This is a genomic window from Citrobacter sp. wls716 (assembly GCF_005280975.1).
In the GTDB taxonomy this organism is placed as follows: Bacteria; Pseudomonadota; Gammaproteobacteria; order Enterobacterales; family Enterobacteriaceae; genus Citrobacter; species Citrobacter youngae.
This window is the reverse complement of the sequence record NZ_SZWX01000057.1, coordinates 128,906-150,509: the sequence shown is the minus strand read 5'-3', so window position 1 is coordinate 150,509 and position 21,604 is coordinate 128,906. Positions and strand designations below refer to the sequence as shown.

The window sequence follows — 21,604 nt, the reverse complement described above, 5'->3', positions numbered from 1 at the left end:
CCTCTGGGCCGCTTCTCTTTTCAGCCAGCCGCCTTACCGGGCACATGAAAGTCATTTTCTTTCACTGTTTAATTTTTTTAATTTCATTGCTAATCAAATTGTGACCGTCATAGCAAATGACATAATTACTCCCCCAAAAACGAATAAACGCAATCCTGATGTAAGATTTGATAATTGATCACAATGCCCGTGTTAACTATTTTTCACCAAACCAATTAACCACTATTTCTCTCCAAAGGTTTAATTTTTTAGATAAAAAATAACAACTACCCTACTGCTTAGAAAGTAAAAGCTGTTTTTCTGGGCGTATCGCACCAATATCGGAGTTATTATTATGAGTTCTGTTATTGAGGATACCCAGTCTTGCGGGTCAGCATCATTATCTTTACTACAGCGTATTAGCTACGGCTCTTTGGATGTGGCAGGTAATCTGCTGTACTGTTTCGGTTCAACCTACATCTTATATTTCTACACTGACGTTGCGGGTATAAGTCTCGCCGTAGCAGGTGTCATCCTGCTACTGGCGCGTATCGTAGATGGTATAGATGCCCCAATCTGGGGGATCATTATCGATAAAACACGTTCACGTTACGGTAAATGTCGTCCCTGGTTTTTATGGCTGCCGCTGCCTTTTGGTGTATTCAGCGCGCTGTCATTTTGGTCTCCAGATATCAGCATGACAGGAAAAGCCATATATGCAGCAATATCCTATATGATTGCCAGCATTTTATTTACCGGACTTAATACACCGCTCAGTGCAATATTACCTCTGATGACCCTGTCCCCTAAGGAACGGCTGGTATTAAATTCCTGGAGAATGACCGGAGGACAAATCGGGGTTTTATTAATGAATGCCACAGCATTACCCCTGGTTGCATTTTTAGGTAACGGAAATGATCATGCCGGATTTATTTATACGGCGATTCTGTTTGCTGCGATATCCTGTTCGCTAACGCTTTTCGCCTTTAAAAATATCCGCGAAATGGATGCGGATAAAATACAGCAAGAACCCAAACTGCCGATGAAAAAAAGTTTCACGGCGATGAAAGGTAACTGGCCATGGATCCTGATGGTGCTGGCCAATCTGATCTTCTGGATTGCCCTGCAACAGCGGTCCACCACCATTGTTTATTATCTGACCTACAACCTCGTTCGCAAAGATCTGGTTCCGCTGATTAACAGTCTGGCGACGATTCAGATCCTGTTTATCATCGCCATCCCTTTCTTTAGCAAATACCTGGCTAAAACCTGGATATGGGTAGGCGGCTTGCTGGTCGCCACGTTTGGCGGCGTCTTGATGTGGCTGGCGGCGGACAACATACCTTTCCTCATCGCGGCCTGGGTGCTCGGCAATATCGGTAGCGGAATCGCCTGCTCAATGCCGTTTGCCATGTTGGGCTTTGCCGTCGACTTCGGTGCCTGGAAAACGGGCATCAAGGCCACCGGCATTCTTATCGCCTTCGGCAGTACCTTCTGCATCAAGATGGGCAGCGGTCTGGGTACCGCTTTCGCCGCCTGGATCATGAACAGTTTTGGCTATGTCCCGAACCATGCCCAAAGCGCTGTGGGCCTTGAAGGCATTACCTGGGCCTTTATCTGGGCGCCCGCCCTGCTCTTCGCACTCGCGGCGATCCCGCTACTTTTCTTCCGTAAGTACGAAGCAATGGAAGAGAGGATTCGCCACGATCTGGAAACCATCACCCAATAACTTTCTTAATCTTTACCCTCAAAATATGGGAGGCACCACCATGCCATTTGTGCAACATGACCCGCGTCGTCTGGTCTGGCAGCAAAACGATCGCTATTTGTGGATTGAACCCTGGGGCGAGAACAGCCTGCGCGTTCGCAGTGGCCGTCATCTTCCGGTTATGCGAAATGAGGACTGGGCGCTCACGGAGCCAGTCACAGAAAGCGCCTGCCACATCGTTTATGACCACAAGCAGGCGACGCTAACCAATGGAAAAATTAGCGCAATCGTCAATCAAAAAGGGCAAATCGCTTTTTATCGCCATCCGCATAAGTGCCTGTTGCAGGAGTTCTGGCGTCTGCGGGGCGAAATCGGCGAGGACGAATCTTCCCACGGCCAGTATGTCAGCGCACTCAACCTTGAGGGACGCGAATTCCGCCCTATTCAGGGCGGGAAATATTCACTTAAAGCCCGCTTCGAAGCCACCGAAGGGGAAAAAATTTACGGCATGGGCCAATATCAGCAGGCCAATCTGGATCTCAAAGGATGCGTGCTCGAACTGGCCCAGCGCAACTCTCAGGCCTCGGTGCCCTTTATGCTCTCAAGCCTGGGCTACGGATTTTTATGGAACAACCCGGCGGTCGGCCGCGTGACGTTCGCCCATAACGTGACCGAGTGGGAAGCTCAGGTCAGCGAACAGTTGGACTACTGGATCACCGCTGGCGATACACCGGCAGAAATTAGCCAGGCGTATGCGCTCGCCACGGGCACGCCGCCGATGATGCCGGATTACGCCATGGGCTTCTGGCAGTGCAAGTTACGCTATCGCACTCAGGAGGAGCTGCTCGCCGTCGCCCGCGAGTACAAACGGCGCAATCTCCCCATCTCGGTAATCGTTATCGATTTCTTCCACTGGCCAAATCAGGGGGACTGGATGTTCGACTCGCGCGACTGGCCTGATCCCGATGCCATGATCGCCGAGTTAAAATCGCTGGGTATTGAGCTGATGGTCTCCGTCTGGCCGACGGTGGACAATCGCACCGAGAGCTATCGGGAGATGCGCGAAAACGGCTGGCTGGTACAAACGGAGCGCGGATTGCCAATTAATATGGATTTTCTCGGCAATACCACTTTCTTTGATGCCACCCATCCCGGCGCTCGCGACTACGTCTGGAGTAAAGCAAAACGCAACTATTACGATAAAGGCGTGAAGCTCTTCTGGCTAGATGAAGCCGAGCCGGAGTTCAGCGTTTACGACTACGATAACTATCGCTACCACGCCGGACCGGTGCTGGAAGTGGGCAATATCTACCCGCGAATGTACGCCAAAACCTTTTTTGACGGCATGAAAGCCAATGGCGAAGACCAGGTTATCAACCTGCTGCGCTGCGCCTGGGCTGGAAGTCAGAAATACGGCGCGCTGGTGTGGTCAGGTGATATCCACTCATCGTTTCGTTCTCTGCGCAATCAGTTTGCCGCCGGGATGAATATGGGGATTGCAGGTATCCCATGGTGGACAACAGATATTGGCGGCTTTCATGGCGGCAATATTCACGACCCACACTTTCATGAGTTGCTGATTCGCTGGTTCCAGTGGGGCGTGTTTAGCCCGGTGATGCGCCTGCACGGCAACCGCGATCCGCAGATTTTACCGCAGCAGCCTTATCGGGACGGGATTGCCCAGTGCCCTACCGGCGCGCCCAACGAGATCTGGAGCTACGGTGAGGATGTGTGTGATGTGCTAACGGGTTGCCTGACACTGCGTGAGAAGCTCAAGCCCTACATCAAAGCGTTAATGGCAGAAACGCATAACTACAATACACCGGTGATGCGTACCCTATTTTTTGAGTTCCCCGATCAGCTAAAAAGCTGGGAAATCACCGACCAGTACTGTTTCGGCCCCGATCTGTTGGTTGCGCCCGTTATGCATGAAGGTATGCGCGAACGCGACGTTTGGTTGCCAGAAGGGGAAACATGGACGGATTTTGCGACCGGCGAGAGCTATCAGGGAGGACAAACGCTGCGCTATGACGCTCCCCTGAACAGAATTCCGGTATTTATCCGCGAAGGCGGGCAGTATCGTAATATGTTGAAACTCGGTTAGTACACCGCAGCCGGCAACATAAAGGCGTTTAGACCTGTGGCGGCTTGAACAGTGCTGAGTAGTTGGCATTGCAAATACGCTGCACCGCCGGATGCTGGATCATCCTCTCCGCAAATATGGCGTGATACTCCTCCATCACATTCTCAACGCGTCCAATTTCAACAATAGAATCATCAGCATAGAAATTGTGTGAATACAGCGTAGGGGCAACGAATATCGCGTTATGCGTTGCGCCAAACGCTTTCATCAGCGCGGCGTCATCAAACTCGCCAAGGATTTCAACGTTCAGTCCTTGTGAGTTAATCCAGTTCAACAGCTTACGTCCAAGCATCGAACGACGACCAGGGATCAGCAATCGACGCTCTTCCAGACAGGCCGGAAACGGTTTCTCAGGCAGCGGCCTGGTGCACCAAAAGCTCACGCTGCATTCGCCAATCCGCACCGAGAACAGCCCTTCCTGCTGCGTTGAGTCGATCGGGCAATCGGAGATAATCATATCCAGCTTATGCTGGCTGAGCTGCTCCAGCAGCATCTCGTGTGTTGATTCAAAACAACGCAGATGGATTTGCTCGTTCTCAACCACAGCAGCATCCAGCACGCTGCTAACCAGTTGCTTCGATAATGCATCCGCCACGCCAACATCAAACAGCAAATTCGACTCTTTGCGATAGTTCACGATATCCAGCATTTCCTGGCTTAGGGTGAACATTTTATCCGCATAACGGAAAACTAATTCGCCTAACTCGCTGGGTTCCAGCCCTCGCCCCTTACGCTTAAACAACTTCCCTTGTAAGCGTTCCTCAAGCGCTTTGATCTGCCCGGTAATAGTTTGCGGTGTCAGATAAAGCGCTTCTGCGGCCCCCACCACCGATCCTTCTTTATACACATGCCAGAAGTAATACAGGTGGTTGTAATTTATATGAGACATACTCTCTCCCTGAAATTGTCACCAAAGAGTTATCTGCTCAGGCTGACGTATTCAACCGGGTACGCAGCCAGCTATAACCGATAACTGCCGACAACAGTGAACCAATCAGGATCCCCAGTTTTGCCCAGTTAATCAGCTCCGGATCAACGTTACCAAACGCCAGACTGGCGATGAAAATCGACATTGTAAAGCCGATGCCACACAGAATACCGACCGCCATAATTTGCTGGAAACTCGTGCCTTCAGGCAGTTGCGCCACCTTGAGACGTAATGCCAGCCAGCAGAACAGGCTGATCCCCAGCGGCTTACCGATAAGCAGGCCGGCGATAATTCCCAGCGGCAGGATAGAGGTCAATCCATCCAGCGTCACGCCCTGCAGCGAAACACCTGCGTTAGCGAAGGCAAACAGAGGCAGGATCAGATAAGCCACCCACGGATGCAGGACATGCTCCAGACGCTTTGCCGGTGAGCGCCCATGTTTTTCCTTTAACGGAATGAAGAAACCAACGATCACGCCTGCCAGAGTGGCATGCACGCCGGACTTCAGCACTGCCGTCCATAGCACGACGCCAACCAGAATATAAATACCGGTGCGTCTGACACCGCACAGATTCAATGCCGCCAGGACGAGAATTGCGCACGCGGCGACGCCCAGAGACAACAACGAGAGATCGCTGGTGTAGAACAACGCGATGATCACAATCGCGCCGAGGTCATCGATAATCGCCAGCGCCATCAGGAAGATTTTCAGTGCCAGCGGAACACGACTACCCAACAGTGCCAGTACACCGAGCGCAAAAGCGATATCCGTTGCTGCCGGAATTGCCCATCCTTCACGAGTGATAGGGTCGGCATAGTTGAATGCCAGATACAGCAACGCCGGGACAATCATGCCGCCAATCGCGGCAATAATTGGAAACGCCGCCTGACGCAGGCTGGCAAGCGACCCCTGCATTAACTCACGCTTCACTTCCAGACCAATCAACAGGAAGAATACAGCCATCAACGCGTCGTTGATCCACAGCAGCATATTTTTGTTGATTTCAAGCGCGCCAACCCGCAGTTGGACAGGTGTTTCCAGAAAGGCGTGGTACCATCCACTGGTAACCCCGATATTTGCCATCAGCATAGCGACTGCGGCTGCGATGATCAGGATGATGCCTCCCGAGGCGTCGCTACTAAAAAAACGATGCAGATGTTTCACTTTTATTCTCTCTATTGGGTGAATACTTCGTAATTACTATCTTACACCCGCAAAAAGCTCGTTAAAATTAGATTATTCATGATGAATAAATCGGCTTTTCCGAGCATTATCTAATGAGAAAACACAGGATTAGTTAGTCTGCATCTGAGTGATGCCTCGCATTAAACGCGTATCTGAGATGGTCCAGCGTTGCCGTCACATTTGCCGGAGACATACGGTTGAGGTGTGCCAGAAAAGGATGTGTATCGATAAAATGGATAAAACGGGTCGCACTCACAAGCGTGGCGCTGCGTTGCATACTCGTTTTTCGGTTCTCTGTTAAGTTGCATACTGCCAGCGCGTAGTCACGCGTGGTGAATGTTCGCCAAACGTTATTACGGATGCCGCCCCCCATAAACAACCTTGGCGGAATATCTTTTTGCGGCGCTGATTCTCCACGTTCTCTCACAAAAGCAATGTGGCAACGCCCTTGCTGAACATGCTGTATATTCGCCATCATACATCCTCCCAGGATAAAGCATTCCTGATCGAGGTAATGCTGAATATTGAGAGAACGTTCATCCGTGAGCATTTTAACCAACTCGAAATGGCGATAAGCTGGCAAAACGGGTTTAACTAACATCCCCGGATCATTTTTGTGCAATATTGCAGGACCGTAATCCACATCAAAAAGCGTCTCCCGCCGCATCGTTATCACTTCTTTACGTTGCACAATATGCGCCAACGTACCGGGAGGCAGGCGTTCTTCATAGTCAGAATGATACTGATACTCAGCCTCTACGGGATGAGCTGAGTAATTTGTCGTAACGGCAACAATTCGACCGGTATTCTCTTCTGCAGTGACCAACACATACAGAAAACTATCACTACCGTTAAATTTGATCCGAAAAGCGCGCGTGCTCATGACGATATCAAACGTAGGAAAAGTAAATTCGCGTTCCGCCAGATTTGCATTGCGAGAGAGTTTCTGTAACTCCCGATTCAACCCGGTGCTATCCAGCACGAGTGCGGTGCGAATATCCGCCAGTGTCGCACCTTCCTGAATCAGCGTGGCGAGATAATCCTGACGCACATCTGTTTTTTGCCTGACAGGAGAAATAAATGTTTTATGACAACGCTGACAGTAAATACGCGGTTCTCCTTGCGCAGAAAAACCGTACTTTTTGAGTGAAATTCCCCCGCAGTGGGGGCAGGATTTTATCAGTCCTTTCCATGCCTGATTAACCGACTGACGAAAGCGGTTGAGTGATCGTTCCGAAATAATGGGGAAGAGAAAACCGCAGGCCCGGCATAGTATATTTTTCCCTTGGTTTTGGTAATCCGGGCTGTTCAACATACCCATATTTTTGCAGCCGGGCGTTTTACAACTATCGACATTAATCCAGGAAAACATATTCACTCCCTGCGAATACGATACGTTCAAGCAAATACTGATTTTATCTCTACAGGTGAAAAACCATTTTCATAGAGTGTTTTCATGGCACTCATCGTCATTGCGGTATGAGAGAAAAACGACTTATATCCCGCGCACAAATAGTTGTGATTTCTTTTACCTGATATTGACGGCAAAAAACGATGCTTAGGACAACCGCCATAACAGGCGAACTGCCATGAGCAGGAGTCACATTCTTGTGCCATTGTGCGTCGCTTATCCTCGCCAAACTGCCGGTTTTTTTCGCTATTGTTCATCGCGCGCAGCGTCGAATCCTGAATATTCCCCAACTTGTACTGCGGATACACAAAATGATCGCAGTTATACACATCGCCGTTCATTTCCATGGCGAATGCGCTACCGCAGGTTGGCGCAAACACGCATACCTGCGGTGGTAACCCGCACCACGCCGCGAGCGTCTGCTCAAATATCTGTATACCGATATCACCAATATCGTTACGGACCCAGACATCAAAAATAGCGTTGAGAAAATGGCCAAATTGCAGTGAATCAACCGACCACGGCATCATTCTTGTTTGTCCGCCTTCAGGATGTGCCAGACCAATACCACCCTCTTCAGCGCTTCTTTCGATGAGCGGAATAAACTGCATATAGCGACTGCCAATGCTTTTCAGATAGTTATAGACTCGCACCGGGTGATGCATATTCGTGCGATTCACCACCGTCAGCGTATTAAATACTACACCGTGGCGTACCAGACATTTAACGGCCTGTTCAACTTTCCCATGCGTCGGTTTACCCGAACGAGTAACCCGCCATTCATCATGTAACGCGGCATCACCATCAATAGAAACGCCCACCAGGAAGGCGTGTTGCTTAAAAAAAATAGCCCATTCGTCGTCAATCAATATACCGTTAGTCTGGAAGGTATTTATAATCGTTTTACCGCCAGAATAACGCTGCTGCAATGCCAGCGCTCGCCGATAAAATGCCAACCCCATCAGCGTAGGTTCTCCCCCCTGCCACGCAAAAATCACGTCATTCACATCCTGCGCGGCAATATGCTGTTTGATGAATAACTCGAGCATGTCATCTGACATTCTGTAATTCGCTTTTCTATCCGGATAAAGCATCTCCTTTTCCAGATAAAAACAGTATTTACAGTCCAGATTACATACCGAGCCTGTCGGTTTAATCATGACCTGACAACTTTTTGTCTGCATTGTGATAGCTCCATAAATAAAAGAACCTGGCTCAGCACAAAAGCGTTGAACCAGGCGGGCATAGCCCTAAGTGGCATACCTTATGTTTCTTATAATTATTCAGTTAGCCCCAGGTGACTGGCGTTGGCTTGTCACCGCGAGCTTTCATCAGCGAATCGTTGTCAATGTCCTGTTTGTATTTCAGGAACTTGCCATACAGTTGTTTCTCGATTTCAGGTTGTTTCCCAATCTGATTAAGCGTTTCAAAGCGATCTTTTTTCAGGTTGTAGAGGTATTTGGGTTTATTTTCACGATCGATAATCATCTTCCAGTCGCCATCACGGATCGCCCATTCGTCAGTAGGATCATCCTGGAACGGCATATCAATGCCAAAGATGAGTGGTTTCTGACGTGCTAACGTTTTCTGTTCAAGTAATGGAACCAGAGACTGCCCATCGTAGGTACGATCTGTTGGCAGTTTAAAATTCATCATGTTTGCTAACGTCGGCACCCAGTCAAGACCATAAACTGGCGTATCCGTTACCATCCCCTGCGGAATATGTTTACCGTACTTGATGATTGCCGGAACACGGATACCGCCTTCCCAAAGGTTATCTTTACGGCCGCGAAGCCCATCCGTTTCACCCGCAAGGTTCAGTTCATATACTTTGCGAGCCTCGCGTGTCACTGGGCCGTTATCACTGGTGAAAATGACAATGGTGTTATCTTCTTCACCCATTGCCTTGATCTTATCCATTACTTTACCGACCTGAGCATCCATATAGCTGATGTTCGCGTAGTATTCGCCTGTTCCTCGCCACGGCTTATCCGCCCAGTCGCCATAAAACAGATCCGGATGCTGTTTCTGGTAAGCGCTCATATATTGCGAATACATGTCGAGGTACTTTTTCGGTGAGGCCAGCGGACTGTGAACTTCCGTGAACGCGACATATAAGAAGAACGGTTTGTCGTCTTTCTTGTTATCCAGCCAGTTGACGACTTCAGAACTGACAAGCTCGCCGCTCATGGTGTCAGCACGACCAATATGCTGTCCATTACGGATCCAGCCAGTGGGATGCACCATGCCATAGCGGGGACGTTCTTTTGCGCTATCAAGCGTAGCATCCGTGACGAATCCCGCCGGGTTTACCAGGGTGTAGTCAAACCCCATGTCCTTCGCCTGCGGTTGATCGGTGCGATCGCCCCCGGCATTCAGGTGCAATTTCCCCATCATCGCCGTGTCATACCCCTGTTGCTTTAACAGGTTGGCAATCGTCAGTTCATTCCGTCCCAACGCGACATCTTTGCCTTCAGGGATCCAGGAACGGATCCCTGTACGGAATGGCATACGTCCCGTTAATAAACCCGCACGAGAAGGAGAGCACAGCGGCGCGGGCGCATAGTAGTCGGTAAATTTCACCCCTTCCTGTGCCAGCTTGTCGATATTAGGCGTTTTGACGATTTGATGGCCATAAGTCGCGAGATCGCCATAGCCCAAATCATCAGCCATAATAATCACTAAATTAGGCTGTTTCGCTGAAGCTGCATATGTTGTTTGTAATGCGCTCCCGGCACATAATGCCAGTCCAACCAAACTCGCCACGACTGTTTTTTTCATTTCCGATCCTTTGGTTTTATTTAAAATGAATACCCAATCATATAAATCATCTGATCCCCGTAACCGTCATAACCCAGTTTGTTTTCAAAATAGCGATACGTCACTGTAGCTTTCCATCGTGGATAAAATTTCCACGCCAGTGTTAATCCGCCATTTAATCCATTCCGGCCAAATTGCTGTTCCGCATAAGCATCATTTCTATCAAGCTCAATTTCATTCCAGTCAGATAAAACAACTTTCTCACCAAATAAAGTAAAATTGTAAGCCGCAGTCCAGCCAATAACGTAGCCATTCCAGCCGCTGGTTTGTCCATATCGTTGTGATACATAATCACCAGATTGGTTATGCAAACCTATATAGGGTTTTAAAAACCCCCAATCTCCGCTCCAGCCGAGATAACCCAGACCATAAAACATATCCAGATCGTCGCCCCAGGAGTTATCCCACTGGCCATAAATCTTGCCAAAGAAGGTATAATCAGAATCAAAGAGACGCACATGGGTCATCGCCGACACCGTATGATTTCGACCGGCTACAGCATGATTTAACACATTACTTTCAATAAATGAGTAAAATTCGGCTTCTCGAAAATTGACACCAAAATCCGCTGTTGCTTTCCAAACCTCGCCACGATGTACATTGACAAATCCGCTATTCCAGTCGGCATAACCGGCATTAATCGACCCAAAAGAATTTTTATACTCCAGAGCTTGTGCTGCATGGCTAAAAAGAGAAGGCACTATAAGTATAAGACAAGCTAATAGTCCATTTTTTATCCGAGGCATTGAATGTATTCCCCATAATTATAATTAATCCATCAATAAATATTGTGTTACCGCGGTGACAAATAATAATGAAATAGAATGACAGGATAGTGATGTAAATCTCACATCAAGGAAGGTGAATCGTTATTACTGGTAGTGTGTCAGAATATGTTGTTTGAGAGGAGATAAGTAATTATTTCGCCAGAAATATGACTGTAGTTGCCTTTTAAATTAGGTTGGCCGTGATTATTTATTGATGTTAAAACAATCACATCAACCAGGTATGCGGTTGTGAATAGTCAAAAAAGATGTTAGTTCTAAAACCGTAGCACTGCTCCACACATCATACTATTCCAACAAGGTAAAATAATATATCCGATGCCGGTAAGGGTCTGGATATCCATCTGCCAGGTAAAAAAAAGGCCATCTCATCGCTGAAATGGCCTTTTCTCTACTTTTATTTTAGCGCGTCAAATCGTCAAAGAATTTCTTCACGCCGTCGAAGAAGCTTTTGGAACGCGGGCTGTTTTGTTCACCCGTCGGGCCACCAAAGCTATCCTGCAAATCTTTCAGCAGTTGCTTCTGCTTGTCATTCAGGCCAACCGGAGTTTCCACTACCACGCGGCACAGCAGGTCTCCCTGAGCGCCACCGCGTACAGACTTGACGCCCTTTCCACGCATGCGGAAAAGTTTGCCAGTTTGCGTTTCGCCCGGAATTTTTAGCTTCACGCGACCATCCAGCGTCGGGACTTCAATCTCGCCACCCAGGGCTGCCATTGCAAAGTTAATCGGCACTTCGCAGTACAGGTTATTGCCTTCACGCTCGAAGATTGGGTGCTGTTTAACCTGCACCTGCACGTACAGATCACCTGCTGGCGCGCCATGCTCACCGGCTTCGCCTTCACCAGACAAACGGATACGGTCGCCGGTGTCAACGCCTGCCGGGATTTTAACGGACAGCGTTTTGCTTTTCTCAACGCGACCATGCCCGTGGCATTTGTTGCACGGATCTTTGATCAACGTACCGCGGCCCTGACAGTGCGGACAGGTCTGCTGTACGGCAAAAAAGCCCTGACGCATCTGCACCTGGCCGGAACCGTGACAGGTTGGACAGGTTTGTGGCTGAGTGCCTGCCTTCGCGCCGCTACCGTGGCAAACGTCACACTCTTCCAGCGTCGGAATACGGATCTCTTTGGTGACGCCACGCACAGCTTCTTCCAGAGTGAGATCCATGTTGTAACGTAAATCAGCACCACGTGAGGCGCGCTGACGACCACGACCGCCGCCAAAGATATCGCCAAACACGTCACCAAAGATATCGCTGAAGTCAGCCCCGCCGCCAAAACCGCCGCCGCCGCCCATGCCGCCTTGCTCAAACGCAGCATGACCGTACTGATCGTAGGCCGCACGTTTTTGCGCATCGGTCAGGATCTCGTACGCTTCTTTGATCTCTTTAAACTTGGCTTCGGCCTCTTTATCACCCTGGTTGCGATCCGGGTGATATTTCATGGCCAGGCGCTTGTAGGCCTTTTTGATTTCACGCTCTTCCGCTGATTTGGAAACGCCTAAAATCTCGTAATAGTCTTGCTTAGCCATCTCTTTTTATCTGCCCCTAACATGCGTGCACGGGCGGAGAGGAAACCTCTTCGCCCGTGCCAGTAATTACCCGTTCAAAGGGCGATTATTTTTTGTCTTTCACTTCTTCAAACTCGGCGTCGACAACGTCGTCATCTTTCGCGTTATTTGCAGAAGCATCAGCGCCTGCTGCACCAGCCTGTTGCTGTGCGTGCTGCTGCTGAGCGATTTCCATCAGTTTCTGGGAAACCTGTGCCAGCGCCTGCATTTTCGCTTCGATATCCGCTTTGTCTTCACCTTTCAGAGAAGTTTCCAGCGCGGTCAGTGCAGACTCGATGGCTGTTTTGTCGTCAGCCGGCAGTTTGTCGCCTGCCTCTTCAACCTGCTTACGAGTGCTGTGCAGCAGATGGTCACCCTGGTTACGGGTCTGAACCAGCTCTTCAAACTTACGGTCAGATTCTGCGTTCGCTTCTGCTTCGCGAACCATTTTCTGAATTTCTTCTTCGTTCAGACCAGAAGAAGCCTTGATGGTGATCTTCTGCTCTTTACCGCTGTTTTTGTCTTTCGCGGAAACGTGCAGGATACCGTCGGCATCGATGTCAAAAGTAACTTCGATCTGCGGCATACCGCGCGGAGCCGGGCTGATACCATCCAGGTTAAACTGACCCAGATCTTTGTTATCAGCAGCGCGTTTACGTTCACCCTGCAGCACGTGGATGGTTACCGCAGACTGGTTGTCTTCAGCGGTAGAGAACACCTGGCTGTGCTTGGTCGGGATAGTGGTGTTTTTCGCGATCAGCGGAGTCATCACGCCACCCATGGTTTCGATACCCAGAGACAGCGGGGTAACGTCCAGCAGCAGCACGTCTTTAACATCACCGGTCAATACACCACCCTGAACAGCAGCACCGATTGCTACGGCTTCGTCCGGGTTAACGTCTTTACGCGGTTCTTTACCGAAGAACTCAGCGACTTTCTTCTGCACCATCGGCATACGCGTCTGACCACCAACGAGGATAACGTCGTTGATATCAGATACGGACAGGCCAGCATCCTGCAGAGCAACTTTCAGCGGCTCGATAGAACGGTTAACCAGGTCTTCAACCAGGCTTTCCAGTTTCGCACGGGTCACTTTGATGTTCATGTGTTTCGGACCGGTCGCGTCTGCAGTGATGTACGGCAGGTTCACGTCGGTCTGCTGAGCGGAAGACAGCTCAATCTTCGCTTTCTCAGCGGCTTCTTTCAGACGCTGCATCGCCAGCGGGTCATTACGCAGGTCGATACCCTGATCTTTCTTAAACTCGTCAACCAGGTAGTTGATCATACGGCTGTCGAAGTCTTCACCACCCAGGTGGGTATCACCGTTGGTTGCCAGAACTTCGAAGGTTTTTTCGCCGTCAACTTCGTCGATTTCGATAATAGAGATATCGAAAGTACCACCACCGAGGTCATATACCGCGATAGTACGGTTGCCAACTTCTTTATCCAGACCGTAAGCCAGCGCAGCTGCGGTTGGTTCGTTGATGATACGTTTTACTTCCAGACCTGCGATACGACCGGCGTCTTTAGTTGCCTGACGCTGAGCATCGTTAAAGTATGCAGGTACGGTGATAACGGCTTCAGTTACCGGCTCACCCAGGTAATCTTCAGCGGTTTTCTTCATTTTTTTCAGCACTTCAGCAGAAATCTGCGGCGGTGCCAGTTTCTGACCTTTTACGTCAATCCATGCATCACCGTTGTCAGCACCGATGATTTTGTACGGCATGATTGCTTCATCACGCTGTACTTCTTCGTCCTGGAAGCGGCGGCCAATCAGGCGTTTAATCGCAAACAGGGTGTTTTGCGGGTTTGTCACTGCCTGACGTTTAGCCGGCTGACCAACCAGAGTTTCACCATCCTGGGTATAAGCAATGATAGAAGGCGTGGTGCGATCGCCCTCGGCGTTCTCCAGCACACGTGCAGTAGTGCCATCCATAATCGCTACACAAGAGTTGGTAGTACCCAGGTCGATACCAATAATTTTACCCATCTAAACGTCTCCACTAAAAATTCGGTCATCATGTGGTTGTGAATCTGTAATAAGGGCGAAACGTGCGGTTTCAACTACCCTGAATCGTTTTTTTTCAGACTCACCACTGCGGTTGCTTACAAGATGGGGTCGTAACCCACGTCATCAAGGGGGGCATGAAAATTTTTTTTTAGCGCAGTGGCGATAAAATCGTAGAGAAAAGGCAGAAAGCTGAAAAAATGAATAGTCGCCAATTAAAATTAATTCATAAAACCAATGAAAATGGCAAAGTTATTCACGAAAAAATTGTAATAAAAAGAAAAGATTACAAGCATGAATCGTGATTCTGACAGCGGTAAGATGGTCTGAAACGACACACTTTTACAGCCGTCAAAGAGAAATTCCATGAAATCCGTATTAACCCTTTCCGCCAGCCTGCTTATGGGCCTGCTACTGAGCAGCGCCGCACACGCTAATGATCATAAAGTCCTCGGCGTGATCGCCATGCCCCGTAATGAAACCAACGATCTGACGCTGAAACTTCCCGTTTGCCGCGTGGTGAAACGCATTCAACTTACGGCCGATCATGGTGATTTACAGCTCAGTGGTGCATCGGTTTATTTCAAAGCTGCGCGCATGTCCAGCCAGAGTCTGAACGTGCCTTCCTCCATCAAAGAAGGGCAAACGACCAATTGGATCAACATCAATAGCGACAACGACAATAAGCGCTGCGTGAAAAAAATTACCTTCTCCGGTCATACGGTGAACTCTTCTGATATGGCGACGCTGAAAATCATCGGCGACGACTAATTCCCCATACTTTTATTCAAAAGCCATAGAAACATGAATGTCACCTATTTGAATGACGACGATCTCGATTTTCTTCAGCATTGCAGTGAGGAGCAGCTCGCCAATATTACCCGCCTGCTTACGCATAATGAAAAGGGGAAAGCCCGTCTGTCGAGCGTTCTCAACCACAACGATTTATTTAAATCGATGGAAGGACACCCGGAACAGCACCGCCGCAACTGGCAATTAATCGCAGGCGAGCTTCAACATTACGGCGGTGACAGCATTGCCAATAAACTCCGTGGACATGGAAAACTGTATCGGGCGATTTTGCTGGATGTCTCAAAGCGGCTAAAGCTCAAAGCAGATAAAGAAATGTCTACGTTCGAAATTGAACAATATCTGCTGGAGCACTTTTTACGCAACGCCTGGCAAAAAATGGATGCTGAGCACAAGCAAGAATTTCTGCAGTCGGTCGATGCAAAAGTCTCTGAGCTGGAAGAACTGTTGCCGCTATTAATGAAAGACCGCAATCTGGCAAAAGGGGTGTCTCACCTGCTCTCCGGCCAGTTAACCCGAATTCTGCGTACGCACGCTGCTGTTAGCGTCATCGGGCACGGATTACTGCGCGGAGCCGGACTTGGCGGCCCGGTAGGTGCAGCCTTAAACGGGGTTAAAGCGGTGAGCGGCAGCGCTTATCGCGTGACGATCCCAGCGGTACTCCACATCGCCTGCCTGCGCAGAATGCTCAACCACACATAAGCGTGATGCCCATCACAGGGAAAATAATTCATTTTCCCTTCGTGAGATCATAGACAGTGCCCTCTCCCCTGATTATTATGCCGCGCCCCGAAGACAGCGATCGTTATTTGGGGAAACTATTTCACCATTCAATCAATGATGATTTTGAGGAATTATGGGCAACACTAAGTTGGCTAATCCGGCACCGCTGGGCCTGATGGGCTTTGGCATGACCACCATTCTGCTTAACCTGCATAACGCGGGTTTCTTCGCTTTAGACGTTATTATTCTGGCGATGGGCATTTTCTACGGCGGTATCGCGCAAATTTTTGCCGGTCTTCTGGAATATAAAAAAGGCAACACCTTCGGTTTAACCGCCTTTACCTCCTACGGTTCGTTCTGGCTGACGCTGGTTGCGATTCTGCTGATGCCGAAAATGGGCCTCGCGGATGCAACCAATGGTCAGTTCCTGGGCGCTTACCTGGGTCTGTGGGGCGTGTTCACTTTGTTCATGTTCTTCGGTACGCTGAAAGCCGCGCGCATGCTGCAGTTCGTGTTCCTGAGCCTGACCGTGCTGTTCGCCCTGCTGGCCGTTGGCAACATTGCAGGTAACGAAGCAATCATTCACGTAGCGGGTTGGGTTGGCTTAGTGTGTGGCGCAAGCGCCATTTACCTGGCGATGGGTGAAGTGCTGAACGAACAGTTTGGCCGTACCATCCTGCCGATTGGTGAAGCGCACTAATCTGACAATATCCCCCCTTACGGGGGGATATTCCTTACAAACGCTGTAACTCTCCCTGTACGCTCGTATCGCGATGATAAATATCCTGTCGCAGCCAAATCCCCAGACCTAACCCCACCAGCGATAACGCCAGCACATACCAGGCTGGAGCCATTGGCGACACGCTCATTAACATCGTCACGGCGATTGGCGTCAGACCACCAAAAATGGCATATGAGACGTTATAGGAAAAGGAAATACCGGTAAAACGGACTTCCGCCGGAAACGCCCGCACCATAACATAAGGCACTGCGCCGACCACGCCAACGCATAATCCCACCAGCCCGTATAACAGGAACAAGTGCTGAGGATGGCTGCCGGTCAGGTGATAGAAAAACCAGCTCGAACAGGCCAGCAGCAGGCTGCCGACAGTAAAGGTTTTGCTGGCGCCGACCCGGTCGACAATAAACCCGGCCAGCAGACAGCCGACGCACAGCATAATGGTAGCGACACTGTTGGCCTGTAACGTTAGCGCGGGAGCGAAGCCATACTGCTTTTGCAACCAGACGGGCGACATCAGGATCACCACCACAATCCCGGCCGATAACAGCCAGGTCAGCAGCATTGAAATAACCACCGCTTTTTTATGCTTACTCACCACCGACTTCACCGGTAGCTCTTGCGCAAGTGCTTTTCGCTGCTGCATTTCGAGGAAGATGGGCGTTTCCTGCAGCCAGCGGCGCAGGTACATCGCCACCAGCCCAAAAACGCCCCCCAGCAGGAACGGGATACGCCAGCCGTAGTCATGCACCGCCTGTTGCGTAAAACTGGTGTTCACCAGCGTCGCCACCACCGATCCCAGCAGAATTCCCACCGTTAGCCCGGCGGTCAGCGTGCCACAGGCAATGCCGATGCGGCGCTCCGGTACGTGCTCCGCCACGAACACCCACGCGCCCGGCACTTCTCCGCCGATGGCAGCGCCTTGCAAAATGCGCATCAGCAGTAACAGCAGCGGTGCGAGGATCCCCATTGAGGCGTAGGTAGGCAAAAGACCAATCGCCAGCGTCGGTATCGCCATCAGCAAAATGCTCAGGGTAAACATTTTCTTGCGCCCGACCAGGTCGCCAAAGTGCGCCATGATGATGCCACCCAGCGGACGCGCCAGATATCCGGCGGCAAAAATGCCGAAGGTTTGCACCTGACGTAGCCACTCAGGAATGTCTGCCGGGAAGAAGAGTTCACCAACAACAGCGGCAAAGAAGACGAAGATAATGAAATCATAAAACTCAAGCGCACCGCCGAGGGCAGCAAGCGTAAGAGTTTTATAATCCTGGCGATTCAGCGGTCGAGTGTGTTGTGACATAGCAAACCATCAGTCAGTGGAGTTATTGAATCTGTCTGTCGATATATGTAAAGCAAAAATTACTATATCGTAAACAATTCAATACTCCACTGTGATTGGCACTTATGTCACGATCGGGCTACTTTCAGGCGTTTGTATCGCGAATTGCGCTTTTAGGACGAAAAGATGCTACAACAGCCGGTGCGGTTTCCACATACGGCCCATCCAATAGCTGTATACAATACGGTACACTTGCAAAGATACCCGGCACGATAACCTTACCGTCAGCATCTTTCACGCCTTCCAGCGTTTCTTTGATCGATTTCGGCTGCCCCGGCAGATTCAGGATCAGCGCCTGTTTACGAATCACGCCGACCTGACGAGAGAGGATCGCCGTTGGCACAAAGTGCAGACTTATCTGGCGCATCTGTTCGCCAAAGCCCGGCATCTGACGGTCAGCGACGGCAAGCGTGGCATCTGGCGTCACGTCGCGACGGGCCGGCCCCGTTCCGCCGGTAGTCAGCACCAGATGACAGCTCATTTCATCCACCAGCTCGCATAAGGTCTGTTCGATGATCGCCTGTTCATCCGGGATCAGTCGCGTTTGCAGCTCAAAAGGGGTGGTAAGGGCAGATGCCAGCCACTCTTCAAGGGCCGGGATACCTTTATCCTGGTAAACGCCGCTGGAAGCACGGTCAGAAATGGAAACCAGGCCAATGCGTAAAGTATTCATAATTATTCCGTTTAAACAGTCTCGTTAAACAGAATGATACACTGCGAAAGGAAGGACAGACAGGTTTCAGAAGAGGTAGCGTGACCCATATCAGGGCCACGCTCTAATGATTACAGCAGATCGCCGATCATTTTTTCCAGTTTACCCTGGTCTACAGCAAACTTACGGATACCGTCCGCCAGTTTGTCTACAGCCATCGGATCCTGGTTGTGCTGCCACAGGAACTCAGCTTCGGTGATGCGTGCAGGACGCGCTTTCACTTCACCGGAGAAGGACAGTTTACGTTCGATAGCGCCTTCGCTTTCCGCCAGCTCTTTCAGCAGTGCCGGAGCAATCGTCAGACGATCGCAGCCTGCCAGCTCAATGATTTCGCCGATGTTACGGAAGCTCGCGCCCATGACTACGGTTTCGTAACCGTGCTGTTTGTAGTACTCGTAGATTTCCGTTACGGAAACCACACCCGGATCTTCTGCCGGTGCATACTCTTTCTTGTCGGTGTTGGCTTTGTACCAGTCAAGAATACGACCAACGAACGGAGAAATCAGGTATACGCCAGCTTCAGCACATGCACGCGCCTGCGCGAAGGAGAACAGCAGAGTCAGGTTACAGTTGATGCCTTCTTTTTCCAGCTGCTCAGCGGCACGGATACCCTGCCAGGTAGAAGCCAGTTTGATCAGAATACGATCGTTGCTGATGCCAGCATCGTTGTACAGTTTGATCAGACGTTTTGCTTTCGCGATAGACGCGTCGGTGTCGTAGGACAGGCGAGCATCAACTTCAGTAGAGATACGACCCGGGACCAGTTTCAGGATCTCCAGACCGATATTGACGGCCAGTTTGTCGGTCGCGTCGACAACCTGTTGAGCGCGGTCGTTGCTCTGCTGCTTAGCCCAGGCTACAGCGTCATCAATCAGCTTGCGGTATTCTGGGATCTGCGCTGCGTTAAGAATGAGAGAAGGGTTAGTTGTGGCATCCTGAGGCTGATACAGCTTCATTGCCGCGATGTCTCCGGTGTCGGCCACTACTGTGGTGAACTGACGAAGGGAGGTCAATTTGTCCGTCATGATAGCGATTCTCTTTAAACAGCTTGTTAGGGGGATGTAACCGATCTTCCCTGATGATAGCACGACGCACTCTCAGCGCAACCGCCGGGATTGTCCAACTCACTGCTCATTCCCGATTACGCATCTTAAAGCCCCTGATGCGCAATTAAGGGTTATCCCCATTGTTATGGTAAACTCCCGCAATCACTCACCTGACAAGGTATATACTGTTCGATAATTGGTAGCGCTTACATGGGAATATTCGCGCGTACCGGCATCAACAAGAGGGATGTTAATGCCTGATTTTTTCTTGTTTATTAATGAAATACTCTGGGGTTCGGTGATGATCTACCTCCTGCTTGGTGCAGGATGTTGGTTCACCTGGCGTACCGGGTTCGTGCAGTTCCGCTACATTCGCCAGTTTGGCACAAGTCTTAAAAACAGCATTAGCCCGCAGCCGGGTGGCTTAACCTCGTTTCAGGCATTGTGCACCAGTCTTGCCGCACGTATTGGTAGCGGGAACCTGGCCGGCGTAGCGTTGGCGATCGCCGCTGGCGGCGCAGGGGCCGTCTTCTGGATGTGGGTTTCAGCAGTCATTGGTATGGCAACGTCATTCGCCGAGTGCTCACTCGCGCAACTGTATAAAGAACGCGATAGCAAAGGACAGTTCCGCGGTGGCCCTGCGTGGTATATGGCACGTGGGCTGGGCATGCGCTGGATGGGCGTACTCTTTGCCATCTTTTTACTTATTGCCTATGGACTGATTTTTAACAGCGTTCAGGCAAACTCTGTCTCCCGCGCATTGGCATTTGCGTTCGACATCCCTCCCCTCGCTTCCGGCATCGCTTTGGCGATACTGTCATTCCTGGTGATCATTGGCGGTATTAATGGTGTTGCCCGTCTGATGCAATGGTTTGTGCCGATCATGGCGCTGCTGTGGGTTGGATGTAGCATCATCATCTGCCTGTGGCATATCGAGCAGCTTCCCGACATTATCGTCACCATTATAAAAAGCGCCTTTGGCTGGCAGGAAGCCGCGGCGGGTGCGGCCGGATATACGCTAAGCCAGGCTATTGCCAACGGTTTTCAGCGCGGCATGTTTTCTAACGAAGCCGGAATGGGATCTACGCCGAATGCAGCCGCGTCAGCAGCCTCCTGGCCACCGCATCCTGCGGCACAAGGCATTGTGCAAATGATCGGTGTGTTAGGCGACACTCTCGTTGTCTGTACGGCCAGCGCCATGATTATTCTGTTGGCGGGCAATGGCGCCGGCTATGTGCCCATGGAAGGCATCCAGTTGCTGCAGAAGGCCATGGTCTCACTGACCGGCGAATGGGGGGCTGGGTTTGTCGCATTTATTGTGATTCTGTTTGCCTTTAGCTCAATTGTCGCCAACTACATCTATGCGGAAAACAATCTCGTCTTCCTGAAACTGGACAATATGCGTGTCATCTGGCTATTGCGCATCGCCACCGTTAGCACCGTTATCGGCGGAACATTAGTCAGCTTCCCGTTGGTCTGGCAGTTGGCCGATATCATTATGGCTTGTATGGCCATCACTAACCTGACGGCAATTCTGCTGCTTTCTCCGGTTGTCCATACCATCGCCAGCGACTATCTGCGCCAGCGCAAACTCGGTGTGCGCCCGGAATTTGATCCGCACCGTTATCCTGATATCAGACAACAGCTTGCACCGGATACATGGGATGAAACGCCGCGCAGCTAGCGCGGCAATCACAACCATCGATCAAT

The 21,604-nt window shown here is 50.3% G+C and carries 17 protein-coding genes; 6 read left to right on the top strand and 11 right to left on the bottom strand.

All coding sequences use genetic code 11. The features are described from left to right. Positions 1–334 precede the first annotated feature (334 nt). Positions 335–1,708, top strand: coding sequence for an MFS transporter (locus tag FDX24_RS22530; RefSeq protein ID WP_137364967.1), 1,374 nt, complete (start codon positions 335–337; stop codon positions 1,706–1,708). Between the two features lie 40 nt (positions 1,709–1,748). Beyond that, a complete protein-coding gene (locus FDX24_RS22525) occupies positions 1,749–3,791 on the top strand; it encodes a TIM-barrel domain-containing protein (RefSeq protein WP_137364966.1) in 2,043 nt (680 codons plus the stop codon). 28 nt (positions 3,792–3,819) lie between these two features. On the opposite strand, the gene nhaR is transcribed toward FDX24_RS22525, so the two are convergent. From nhaR to dnaK, 8 genes are all read right to left on the bottom strand, one after another. Further along, positions 3,820–4,719: a transcriptional activator NhaR gene (nhaR, locus tag FDX24_RS22520; RefSeq protein WP_048212744.1), complete on the bottom strand. Its 900-nt coding sequence runs from the start codon at positions 4,717–4,719 to the stop codon at positions 3,820–3,822. Positions 4,720–4,756: 37 nt separating this feature from the next. Further along, positions 4,757–5,923 carry a Na+/H+ antiporter NhaA gene (gene nhaA, locus FDX24_RS22515; protein WP_048212745.1) on the bottom strand — a complete coding sequence of 389 codons (1,167 nt, stop codon included), beginning with the start codon at positions 5,921–5,923 and terminating at the stop codon, positions 4,757–4,759. Positions 5,924–6,056: 133 nt separating this feature from the next. Further along, the gene (locus tag FDX24_RS22510) at positions 6,057–7,316 is read right to left on the bottom strand and encodes an IS1 family transposase (RefSeq protein ID WP_115601002.1); all 1,260 of its coding nucleotides are present in this window, start codon (positions 7,314–7,316) and stop codon (positions 6,057–6,059) included. 26 nt (positions 7,317–7,342) lie between these two features. Continuing rightward, positions 7,343–8,539, bottom strand: coding sequence for an anaerobic sulfatase maturase (locus FDX24_RS22505; protein WP_137364965.1), 1,197 nt, complete (start codon positions 8,537–8,539; stop codon positions 7,343–7,345). A gap of 103 nt (positions 8,540–8,642) precedes the next feature. After that, on the bottom strand, positions 8,643–10,136 hold the full coding sequence (locus FDX24_RS22500) for a sulfatase (protein ID WP_137364964.1): 1,494 nt from the start codon (positions 10,134–10,136) through the stop codon (positions 8,643–8,645). 20 nt (positions 10,137–10,156) lie between these two features. Further along, positions 10,157–10,921 (bottom strand): outer membrane protein OmpK, encoded by a 765-nt coding sequence (locus tag FDX24_RS22495; protein WP_137364963.1) that lies wholly within the window; start codon positions 10,919–10,921, stop codon positions 10,157–10,159. A gap of 441 nt (positions 10,922–11,362) precedes the next feature. Then, the gene (dnaJ, locus tag FDX24_RS22490) at positions 11,363–12,496 is read right to left on the bottom strand and encodes a molecular chaperone DnaJ (RefSeq protein ID WP_003837322.1); all 1,134 of its coding nucleotides are present in this window, start codon (positions 12,494–12,496) and stop codon (positions 11,363–11,365) included. A gap of 85 nt (positions 12,497–12,581) precedes the next feature. Then, a complete protein-coding gene (gene dnaK / locus FDX24_RS22485) occupies positions 12,582–14,504 on the bottom strand; it encodes a molecular chaperone DnaK (protein ID WP_003018959.1) in 1,923 nt (640 codons plus the stop codon). Positions 14,505–14,888: 384 nt separating this feature from the next. Between dnaK and FDX24_RS22480 the strand changes: the two genes are divergently transcribed. The 3 genes from FDX24_RS22480 (at position 14,889) to satP (ending at position 16,755) form a co-directional block, all read left to right on the top strand. Beyond that, positions 14,889–15,293, top strand: a complete 405-nt coding sequence (locus FDX24_RS22480) for a DUF2541 family protein (RefSeq protein WP_003018965.1) — start codon at positions 14,889–14,891, stop codon at positions 15,291–15,293. A 33-nt stretch (positions 15,294–15,326) separates the two neighbouring features. After that, complete coding sequence (gene msyB / locus FDX24_RS22475; protein ID WP_137364962.1) at positions 15,327–16,034, top strand: acidic protein MsyB; 708 nt, start codon at positions 15,327–15,329, stop codon at positions 16,032–16,034. 154 nt (positions 16,035–16,188) lie between these two features. After that, on the top strand, positions 16,189–16,755 hold the full coding sequence (satP, locus tag FDX24_RS22470) for an acetate uptake transporter (RefSeq protein WP_003018969.1): 567 nt from the start codon (positions 16,189–16,191) through the stop codon (positions 16,753–16,755). 34 nt (positions 16,756–16,789) lie between these two features. Here the strand turns inward: satP and FDX24_RS22465 are convergent, their stop codons facing one another. From FDX24_RS22465 to tal, 3 genes are all read right to left on the bottom strand, one after another. Further along, the gene (locus FDX24_RS22465) at positions 16,790–18,097 is read right to left on the bottom strand and encodes an MFS transporter (protein ID WP_137364961.1); all 1,308 of its coding nucleotides are present in this window, start codon (positions 18,095–18,097) and stop codon (positions 16,790–16,792) included. Between the two features lie 124 nt (positions 18,098–18,221). Continuing rightward, entirely contained in the window at positions 18,222–18,809 is a 588-nt protein-coding gene (mog, locus tag FDX24_RS22460) for a molybdopterin adenylyltransferase (protein ID WP_003018973.1), read from the bottom strand. Positions 18,810–18,919: 110 nt separating this feature from the next. Then, a complete protein-coding gene (gene tal, locus FDX24_RS22455) occupies positions 18,920–19,873 on the bottom strand; it encodes a transaldolase (RefSeq protein ID WP_005124064.1) in 954 nt (317 codons plus the stop codon). Between the two features lie 274 nt (positions 19,874–20,147). On the opposite strand from tal, the gene FDX24_RS22450 reads away from it, so the two are divergent. Beyond that, a complete protein-coding gene (locus FDX24_RS22450) occupies positions 20,148–21,578 on the top strand; it encodes a sodium:alanine symporter family protein (RefSeq protein ID WP_137364960.1) in 1,431 nt (476 codons plus the stop codon). Positions 21,579–21,604: the final 26 nt, after the last annotated feature.